The organism is uncultured Winogradskyella sp. (assembly GCF_947496485.1).
Classification (GTDB): Bacteria; Bacteroidota; Bacteroidia; order Flavobacteriales; family Flavobacteriaceae; genus Winogradskyella.
This window is the reverse complement of sequence record NZ_CANMCZ010000028.1, coordinates 1-263: the sequence shown is the minus strand read 5'-3', so window position 1 is coordinate 263 and position 263 is coordinate 1. Positions and strand designations below refer to the sequence as shown.

Sequence of the window (263 nt, the reverse complement as noted above, 5' to 3'; positions counted from 1 at the left end):
AAAGAATCGGTACCAGAGAAACCAGCATTAGGTGTATAAGTAAATACACCAGTATTAGGATTGATGTTTACCGTAACACCATTAGCAGTAGTTACAGTTGTAGTGGTTACAGTTTGTGTATCACCTTCAACATCGTTATCATTTAATAAGACATTACCAGTAACATCAGCACCAGGTGTTGTGTTGTAAGCATCATCATTAGCGTTAGTAGTATTTGGCGTACCAGCATCTTGAACGGTTACCGTTACTGTAGCGGTATCACA

1 protein-coding gene is annotated in these 263 nt (G+C 38.8%); it reads right to left on the bottom strand.

Annotated elements, in window-relative coordinates:
* Positions 1-263, bottom strand: a 263-nt coding sequence (locus tag Q0822_RS18255; RefSeq protein ID WP_299126406.1) for an Ig-like domain-containing protein, incomplete at both ends; no start/stop codon positions are given.